The sequence below is a fragment of the Aestuariivirga sp. genome, assembly GCF_041738905.1.
GTDB lineage: Bacteria > Pseudomonadota > Alphaproteobacteria > Rhizobiales > Aestuariivirgaceae > Aestuariivirga.
On the sequence record NZ_JBGSOZ010000201.1, the window covers coordinates 1 to 8,588 of the forward strand.

Genomic DNA, 8,588 nt, shown 5'->3' on the forward strand with positions numbered 1-8,588 from the left:
ACAGGCATCCCGCCCTCCGCCTGGCGCAAAATGCCCACGATCTGCGCTTCCGTGAACCTGCTCTTCTTCATCCGAATCTCCTCGTTCAGGATACCGAGAAAATTCTACTTCCAAACCCCCTCCAAAAACGGGGGGATTACCCCAGCTCCTTTGCAGCTGCGAGCCGGCCATGACCGGCGATGATCGTGCCGGTGGCATCAACGAGGATCGGATTGGTCCAGCCAAACTCAGCGATGCTGGCAGCGATCTGTTTGACTTGACCGTCGGAGTGCGTGCGCGGATTGCCGGCAAAGCCCGACAGCACGGACACATCTACGCGCTCGAGGGCATAACTCTCTGGGATCATCAGAACCTCATGGCGTGGAAACCGGTGGAAACCAGAGTGGAAACCTGATGGGCGGAAACCACTAGGGTTTCCACTTTGGTTTCCACCAGCATCGCGTAATCTCAAACGCAAAAAAGCCCGACGAAACGGGCCTGTTTTCGATCGATGCTATCGGCGTGATATATGAATGGCGGGGTGGAAACTGGAAACTGGGACCCCAAACTGGAACCTTGACGCTAGCGGGATGCTGCGCTGAGCCCCCCCCCCGCTACGCTTCTCTACGCGGAAGGACCCGTGAATTCGCTCCGCTTCGCTCTGGCACGCCGCAGGAATACGCTGCGCTACGCTCGGGAATCAAAACGTCCGGAGGACTGACTTCCGGACGCAGTGATGAGCTTTCAATAACAGAACTTCTATTCGTGTTGCAGGAGCATGTCAACACCACTTTTCCAGTAAGAACACACTTCTTTGGTAAGTTGGATTCCAGTTCCACCCGCATACCATTTGACATCTACAACTCGAACTCACTCGGCGCACAAGAGCTCAGACGGTCTGCCAACGGAAGCTCATTGCAGTCCTAGAAGCTCAACTGTCCTGGGATCCATGATGCCATCGCAATAGCAATCGAGAGCTTCCTGGAAGAGTGGTTCGCCGCCGTCTGCCAGTGCGAACAGCGTCATGGAAGACCTGAACTTGATATCATCAGGCGACCCGAAGATCTGGCGCAGAGACCGGTCCGGAACACCGAGGACGGCTTCCACGCACCTCCGCAGCCGCAATCCCAGGATCGGATGTGCCAGGTAGGCTCTCGCCTCCTCGAGACCGGATATGCCGTAGCGCTGGGCCAGGGATGACCGCCCCAGGCCCCGCAATTGCGGAAACACGAACCACATCCGGTGGGATTGCTTCGCACCAGCATGAAGCTCGACCAGCGCCGTCTCGAACACCGACTCCTGAGCTTTGAGGAAACGATCAAGGTCAAATACGATCTTTTGCGCCATGAATTCTGGTGCTCACGCAGTAGCTTCGGAAATGGCAGTGTACCTGCGCCGGGGAGCTATCGCAATTTCCGCACGTCTGGAGTCAGTAATTGCCACAAAGCGAAGTCGCTTTCCGTCAGTGCGGCCACGGTGAACCAAAGGGGTCTTAAAGGAGGAAGTCGAGGGCCGTGACCGAGGTTCTGTTACTCAAGAGGATCTGCATTTCTGCTGCCGCGTCGGCATCCGTGTTAAAACTGACTAGCAGAAATCCGCCGCTCATCCCGAAGGAAATTTCTCCGGCGCTGCGTACACCGTTGGTATCGAGCACAAAGGCCTGGTTGCCCGCCAGCGTGGCATTGGCGTCGATCAACCTGACATCGATTAAGTCACCTGCGATTAGATTGCCGATGGTGTCACGCAGGCCTTTGGTAATGCCGCTGTCAGTCAGCGCGGCGAACACGAAGCGATCTTGCCCGGCGCCGCCGGCGAGCCTGTCGGCACCGCCTGCACCCTGCAGCACATCATTGCCACCAACGCCGATAAGTGCGTTCGCTGCGCTATTGCCCACAAGCCGATTGTTGAGTTCATTGCCTCGAAGATCGAAGTCAGCGCCTCCCGTTATAGTGCCATTCTCAACATTCTCGGACAATGTATAGCTGCCAGGACTGGGTGCTGTGGAATTTACCCGCACGCTATCAACGCCAGCGGCGGCATTCTCCACCACCGTGTCGTAACTCAGGGAAGCCAGAGAGCCGGTGGTTTCGTCGAGGACGTAGGTGTCATTGCCCTTTCCGCCAAACAGCGAGTCTGAGCCGCCGGCGCCGTTGAGATAGTCATTGCCGTCCATACCGAAGAAATAATTGGTGCTGGAATTGCCGATCAGCCGGTTTGCCCGAATGTTGCCAATGAGGTCAAAACCTGCCACGCCATCGACGAACCCGTTCTCGACATTCTCGGTCAGCGAATAGCTGTAGAGAATGTTGGGATCCAACGCGTCTGCCCCGACATGGACAGTATCGGTTCCGCCACCTGGTACTTCCACGACCAGATCGAAATCGCCGTTGAACGTTACATCATGGAGGTAGAATGTGTCATTGCCCTTGCCTCCATGCAGCGTGTCGAAACCACTGCCGCCATCGATGTCGTCATCGCCGCCTTGCCCGAGAATCGTATCGGAGCCGCCCAACCCGAAAATCTGCGTGCTGGTGATCTGGGTGGTGATGACTTCGCCCACCGCTGTGCCGAAGATAACGTTGTCCCGCGGATCGAGAATGACTTCTGCGATTTCGCCAGCATTGTTGATGAACGGGATCAGCACGCGCCCGTCGGCGGTGAGTGACATATCAAACAGCGCCTGTTGACCGGTCGCCAGTTGCTGATCGACAATGAATTTCGATCCGATTGGCGCACCTGCTGCGTCATAGCGGCTGGCGTAAAGGAATACGTCGACCGTCCATGCCACCAGGAACCCGCCATCCTGCAGGGCCACCACACGGGCGTTCTCAAAGCCACGAGCGCCGTCACCTTCCAGGCTGAAGCTCGCGTCCACCACCATTTCTGAACTGATGCTGCCGTTGGCACTGCCATTGGCCACGATCTTCATGCCTAGGCCGCTGTTTCCGCCGCCATGGCTGTAGAGCAAGACAATTTGTCCGCCCGTCAGGATCGCCACATCCTGCGCACGGCCAGCAGCACGGGTTTCTGGGTCAGCTATCTCCGTGGCGCCGCGGACAATGGCTCCGGTCAGGGGATTGGTGATCGTGAACTCAAACGTGGTGCCGGAAACCCAGAGCGGCGGAAACACAGAAAACAGCCAATCGTCGGGCTCAGTGTAGAATGTCACGACGCGTCCGTCAGCAAATGCTGCAGTAGCGCCGAGGCGGTCGTTTGCAGTTGAATTCTGGGCTGTGTTGACCTGCTCTGAGCCCTCCGCGTTTGTCAGATAATCATAGGTGATCGAATGGATATCAATGGAGTTCACCACAGTCTGGCCAACCAGCGCATAGATCAAGCGCTCGTATACCACCGTATAATTGCCCGCACTGTCTGTGGTGATGTCCCAGTCGGTGAGGCTGCTAAGGTCATCGAGGATGAACCTGCTCGACAATGAGTTGCCATTGCTGTCGAATCGCTGGACGGTGATGAATCCGCCGAGTGCCTCAAGATAGCAGCCATAAGCCATGGCGAAGCCGCCGTCTGGCAGGGCAACGATCTTGGGCCCTGTTTCATCGGACGCAACAATCGCGGAATTGACCTGGAAAGATCCGCCGATGGCCACGCCTTCGGGAGTGAACATCTGGCCCATGATATCTGTGAAAGCACTTGGTCCTTGAGTATCGTCCTCCCACACCACCAGAATATTGCCATTGGCGAGCCCTATGGTCTGGGGCACTGTCTGGCTTCCAGCCTGAGCCGCAATGTTTGGATAAAACGTCGGCTTCCAGATCGTTGGGGTCGTGGTCATGCGAGCAACTCCTTAGCAAGAGTTCCGATGCTACCCTCGACCTCAAAACCTGGGGCGTGGTCGCCGATCTGGGTTGGCACCTCCCAGCACAAGTTCCATTGGTCTACTTGCCAATCTGCAAGCCAGCGATGCTCGTCATTGCTCAGGACGATGGTTGGAGGTTGTTGCATAGCACGTCTCCGTTTCCGCGTCTTCTATCCCGTCAAAGACGACGAAAACTACCAGTGTGAGTATCACGACTGTGCGGCAAAGTATACGCGCCCAGCGCTAGCACTGGGCGCGAGCTGCTTGACCTTGCCTGATTGGGCGATGCTATGCGGCCAGCATGTCTTCCACGCTGTCCGGCACTTCGCCCTCCTGGCAGATCAGTGTTGCCTCGCCGTGTTCGCCAAGCCCCGGATCACCAGAGCGCTTGAAAGCGATGGCGCCCACTGCTCCCTTGGAAACGGCAGTATGGGCCTGCGAAATGGCTGAGCGCTCCGACTGACATTGCACGCCCGTCTGGGCGACGATCCCGCCCCTCATCTTCTTGAATGGGATCATGACGAAAAACGTGACGTTGGCCATTTGGTACTCCATTTCAGCATCAGAACATAACAAGAACTCTTGTAATTGTCGAGCCTGCAAGATGGGACCGGTCAAGACCGATCCCACTCAGTAAAAAGGTTGTTTCTGGCTCTACATCCGGAACACCCGCACGAGCGCATTGAGGGCCACTCGCAGGTTGCCCAAGTCTTCCTCTTTCCAGTGCATGGCATCTTCGTCCGTGCAGACGACACGATAGATCAGCAGCGTCGGCCGGCGCCCTGCCGACATTCGGTGCTCGCGGTCACACGCATCAAGGGCATCTGTTGCATCACGGAACCGCCGCTTCAGCTTCTCGATGACCTCGAGGATGGGTTCACTCGGTGCACTGCCGATGATCCCCTCGTTGATGAGGAGACCTGCGACCGATCGTGGGCTCGGCGATGGTAGTCCCATGGCGACGTGATGGTGATGATAGAGTTGCGCGAAGGCGACACCGGCCTGGTACTGCGTCTCGCTGATCATCTGCTTGAATGCGAGCCTTCCAAGTGCTGTGCCCAGCCGCTCATCGCGAGCCTGCTTGGTGGTGACGCCGAACTGGCGCTTGCGGGCTTCGATCACCGTGCTCATGGCATCCTTCTCCAGTTCCTGCTTCGTGCGCTTGCCACAAGGGTAGCGCTTGCCGGGCTTGCGTTTGCGTCCACGGACCATAGTTCACCTCCCTTCAGTTGAAGATGTTTCGATGAGTTCGCGCAGCACCGCTGCATAGCCGCAGATATCCACCGCCGAATCTTCGTGGCTGTCCGACATCGAGGACGGATTGGTCGACGTGGTTGTCGTTTACAAGATTGATCGTCTGTCGCGTTCGCTGATGGATTTCTCGAAGCTGGTCGAGGTGTTCGACCGAAACAATGTCACCTTCGTCAGTGTCACCCAGAGCTTCAACACGACCACCTCCATGGGACGGCTGACGTTGAACATCCTGCTGTCCTTCGCCCAGTTCGAGCGCGAGGTGACGGCGGAGCGTATTCGGGACAAGGTCCGCGCCAGCCGAATGAAGGGCATCTTCATGGGCGGCACCCCGCCCTATGGCTACAAGCCAAAGGACCGGAAGCTCCTCATCGATGAGCAGGAAGCCAGAAACGTTCGCTGGATCTTCGCCCGGTTCCTGGAGATCGGCTCGGCCACCGAACTGGCGCGCGAGCTGGCCAAGCGCGGCATTCGCACGCCGCGCGGCAACCCCATGAGCAAGAACTTCCTCTACCGGATGCTGAACAACCGGGCCTACATTGGCGAGGCGGTGCACAAGGGCACGGGCTATGCCGGCGAGCACCAGCGCCTGATCGACCAGAAGACATGGGACCATGTTCAGTCCATCCTGCAGCAGAGCCCCCGGTTGCGCGCCAGCAACACACGCGCTGAATCGCCCGCCCTGCTGAAGGGACTGCTGTACGGCCCGGACGGTGCGGCCTTCTCGCCCACACACACCCGCAAGGGTGACCGACTCTACCGCTACTATGTCAGCCAGACCGTGCTGAAGCATGGCGCTGGCAAATGTCCCGTGGCACGCGTTCCGGCAGCAGAGATTGAAGCCGCCGTGATCGACCAGATCCGAGGTATTCTGCGGGCGCCGGAAGTCGTCATTTCAACATGGCGCGCGGCGCCGCCTGTGTATGACGGCCTATCCGAGAATGAAGTCCGCGCGGCACTGGCGGCACTTGATCCACTCTGGTCCGAACTCTTCCCTGCCGAGCAGGCCCGCATCGTCCAGTTGCTGATAGAGCGCGTGGATATCAGTACCGACGGGCTGAAGTTCAGGTTCAGGGACAGGGGACTGGTGCAGATAGCAACGGAGGTGAACAGCTTGGACACCAAGAGTAGAGCAGCAGCGGCATGACAACCGTGTCCGCATCCGTCACCGTGACGGTTCCCTTTGCTGTCCGCAAGCGCGGCGGGCGAAAGCTCATCATTACGCCGGACGGGACCAGCGCGAAGCCCCAGCCTCGCGTGCGGGTCGACAGCGCACTGTTGAAAGCGCTCGCTCGTGGCTTCCGCTGGCGCAAGATGCTGGAGGCCAGCGACTTTACCAGTATTGAGGAGATCGCTGAGGCTGAGAACATCAATCCGTCCTATGTCAGCCGGGTGCTCCGCATGACGCTGCTGGCGCCTGAGATCGTGGAGGCAATACTGGCAGGAAAACAGCCGGAAGGGCTGACGATGGCGAGAGCGATGCAGCCGTTTCCAATAGAGTGGAAACATCAGCAAACAAAGTGGCACGACAAAAGCTTTAACATGAACCCAAAGTTGATTATCCTGTAGAGATACCGCCATGGCGTGGCGACAAGTTGAGACAGGGCTCCATCTGCTTCAGAATATACGTAGATTCGGCGGTACCGTCCTGCTCCTCGCCATCCTTGCGACTGGGCAGCTTGATGCGTGCCTTGTACGCCCCGCTCTCGCCCAGAGCTATGGCGCCGAACTCGGCTTCCTGAGCCTGCCCGTCGAGACCGTGACGGTTGCCATCGCCAACCCGCGCAGTGACCAGACCTTTAATAACCGCGTGACCGACGGCTTTCGTAGGTTCCTCGCAATCTACCCGGGCGATCGTTTCAATGAGAATGCAGCAGCCTTCGCGATTGCAAGAGTGCGGCGCAATCCGGACATCGCTGACGTCACTTACAGCTACGCGCTTGGGCGGGCGGGCGGCCTCGACGTCACATTCACCATCACGCTTGCTGCTGACGGGAGTACGTTTTCCGGAAGAGGCTATCTGATCACCAGTAACATGGCCGACCTTCCGGTTCTCTATGACCGGGACGGCACCTATGTGCGGGCGAAGCTGGAAGCATTGTCCCTGTATTATGGCAACAACAACGCCTGGTACGGCCAGCCTGATGCGATGCTGGCCGGGAACCCCCTCGTCCAGGGAAAGCCTGCCGGCAGTGGCTACAGCAACTGGGCCGAGGGCTACCTCCACTACGGGCTCTACGGCATCACGCCGCTATCCGACAAATTCTACATCTATGGCGGCTTGAGTTCGATCAGCTCCGGCTCGACGGGCCAGGAACTGTTCACCGACCAGACCCGCGGATATACCCATGTCGAGGATGCCTATGCCGGATTCGTTACCGGGACGACCGACGAGAAGGGCAATCGCCTCGCCTTCAATTTCAGTGCCGGCCGGCAGAAGTTCACCTTGGCCAATGCCTTTCTGATCGCCAACACGGCCGCTAATGGCTGGGAGCGCGCTGCTCTCCAGGCCAACGCGCGCTGGGCTGCCGACCTGCTGGTGCTGGGACAGGTCTCCTACAACGGCAACAAGCTCGAGGCTTTCTACCTCAAGCCGGATGAACTGCCGGTGATTGACACGCACACGGAACTCGCCGGCCTGAATCTGGAAACCCGGCCGGTCAACGGAATGCTGGCAGCCGCAAGTTATGTGACAGCCCTGAAGTCGGACTTCACCTACTTCAATCCCGATGGCACCATCCTTGGAACGCGCGACGGTCTCAATGTGTTCGACGCGCGCCTCACCTACAGGCCCCTGCCGGCCAATCAGGCCGGCCCGTTCTTCGGGGCCGAGGCCGGGCTGCAGACTCACCGCGAGTTCGAAATGTTCGCGACTGCGGCCTATGGCGAGGCCGGTTACAGCTTTGTTGACAAGCCATGGTCGCCCTCGATCAGCTATCGCCTGAGCTATTTCTCCGGCGACGACCCGGATACCGGAGCCTACGAGCGCTGGGACCCGCTTCTGTCCGGCGGCAACGGCGAACAATGGGTTCAGGGCGCCAGCCATTTCAAGGTGGTGCAGGACAGCAACGTCATCGCGCAACGGGTTCAGGCCAACTTCAGGCCGCTCCCGACAGTCGAGGTAGTTCCGCAGCTATGGGCATTCCAGGCCGACAGCCTGAACAACATCGGCGGCAATCCGGCCCTCAGCTTCCTGTCCGATCACCAATATGGTTATGAGGCCAACGTCACGGTCAAATGGTTCCCATCGCGGAACTGGTACGTGCACGGCCTCCTCGCCTATACCATTCCGGGTGAAGCCGCCCGGAATGCACTCGACGGAGACCCCGAGGACTGGTTCGCCGCGATGCTCTTTGTTCGCTACTCTCTCTAACCCACATGGCCGCGCCATGTGGCAGCACGAGCGGGGATGTCCCGCTCAATGTAGAAAATTGGAGTGAGGTTGGCGTTGCTCTCCTCGAGCCGTAGGCTCGGGGTGTTCAATCCTGAATGGAGAGCAACACCATGAAGAAAGCTACCACGTCTATCGAGGCGCTTGCCAGTG

At 58.6% G+C, this 8,588-nt stretch carries 8 protein-coding genes; 3 read left to right on the forward strand and 5 right to left on the reverse strand.

Features of this window, described 5'->3' with window-relative positions:
* Positions 1 to 136: 136 nt before the first annotated feature.
* The 5 genes from ACEW8Q_RS19525 to ACEW8Q_RS19545 all read right to left on the reverse strand — a co-directional run bounded on the left by ACEW8Q_RS19525 (position 137) and on the right by ACEW8Q_RS19545 (position 5,005).
* Positions 137 to 346 (reverse strand): ParB/Srx family N-terminal domain-containing protein, encoded by a 210-nt coding sequence (locus tag ACEW8Q_RS19525; protein ID WP_373505733.1) that lies wholly within the window; start codon positions 344 to 346, stop codon positions 137 to 139.
* Between the two features lie 545 nt (positions 347 to 891).
* A complete protein-coding gene (locus ACEW8Q_RS19530; RefSeq protein ID WP_373505734.1) occupies positions 892 to 1,326 on the reverse strand; it encodes a DUF1810 domain-containing protein in 435 nt (144 codons plus the stop codon).
* A 145-nt stretch (positions 1,327 to 1,471) separates the two neighbouring features.
* Positions 1,472 to 3,769, reverse strand: a complete 2,298-nt coding sequence (locus tag ACEW8Q_RS19535) for a calcium-binding protein (RefSeq protein WP_373505735.1) — start codon at positions 3,767 to 3,769, stop codon at positions 1,472 to 1,474.
* 312 nt (positions 3,770 to 4,081) lie between these two features.
* On the reverse strand, positions 4,082 to 4,336 hold the full coding sequence (locus ACEW8Q_RS19540) for a hypothetical protein (RefSeq protein WP_373505736.1): 255 nt from the start codon (positions 4,334 to 4,336) through the stop codon (positions 4,082 to 4,084).
* 111 nt (positions 4,337 to 4,447) lie between these two features.
* Positions 4,448 to 5,005 carry a hypothetical protein gene (locus tag ACEW8Q_RS19545; protein ID WP_373505737.1) on the reverse strand — a complete coding sequence of 186 codons (558 nt, stop codon included), beginning with the start codon at positions 5,003 to 5,005 and terminating at the stop codon, positions 4,448 to 4,450.
* A gap of 97 nt (positions 5,006 to 5,102) precedes the next feature.
* Here ACEW8Q_RS19545 and ACEW8Q_RS19550 point away from each other — a divergent pair, with 97 nt between their 5' ends.
* From ACEW8Q_RS19550 to ACEW8Q_RS19560, 3 genes are read left to right on the forward strand one after another with little or no spacing between them, the layout of a single operon-like run.
* A complete protein-coding gene (locus ACEW8Q_RS19550; protein WP_373505740.1) occupies positions 5,103 to 6,191 on the forward strand; it encodes a recombinase family protein in 1,089 nt (362 codons plus the stop codon).
* Positions 6,188 to 6,613 carry a hypothetical protein gene (locus tag ACEW8Q_RS19555; protein WP_373505738.1) on the forward strand — a complete coding sequence of 142 codons (426 nt, stop codon included), beginning with the start codon at positions 6,188 to 6,190 and terminating at the stop codon, positions 6,611 to 6,613. Before ACEW8Q_RS19550 ends, ACEW8Q_RS19555 begins: the two co-directional genes overlap by 4 nt.
* Before the next feature lie 10 nt (positions 6,614 to 6,623).
* Positions 6,624 to 8,417 (forward strand): alginate export family protein, encoded by a 1,794-nt coding sequence (locus ACEW8Q_RS19560; protein WP_373505739.1) that lies wholly within the window; start codon positions 6,624 to 6,626, stop codon positions 8,415 to 8,417.
* Positions 8,418 to 8,588: the final 171 nt, after the last annotated feature.

What these genes read in the sequence shown, in the direction of transcription:
- ACEW8Q_RS19525 (WP_373505733.1), bottom strand. Translation starts at nt 346, where the DNA reads ATGATCCCAGAGAGTTATGCCCTCGAGCGCGTAGATGTGTCCGTGCTG.
- ACEW8Q_RS19530 (WP_373505734.1), bottom strand. Translation starts at nt 1,326, where the DNA reads ATGGCGCAAAAGATCGTATTTGACCTTGATCGTTTCCTCAAAGCTCAG.
- ACEW8Q_RS19535 (WP_373505735.1), bottom strand. Translation starts at nt 3,769, where the DNA reads ATGACCACGACCCCAACGATCTGGAAGCCGACGTTTTATCCAAACATT.
- ACEW8Q_RS19540 (WP_373505736.1), bottom strand. Translation starts at nt 4,336, where the DNA reads ATGGCCAACGTCACGTTTTTCGTCATGATCCCATTCAAGAAGATGAGG.
- ACEW8Q_RS19545 (WP_373505737.1), bottom strand. Translation starts at nt 5,005, where the DNA reads ATGGTCCGTGGACGCAAACGCAAGCCCGGCAAGCGCTACCCTTGTGGC.
- ACEW8Q_RS19555 (WP_373505738.1), top strand. Translation starts at nt 6,188, where the DNA reads ATGACAACCGTGTCCGCATCCGTCACCGTGACGGTTCCCTTTGCTGTC.
- ACEW8Q_RS19560 (WP_373505739.1), top strand. Translation starts at nt 6,624, where the DNA reads ATGGCGTGGCGACAAGTTGAGACAGGGCTCCATCTGCTTCAGAATATA.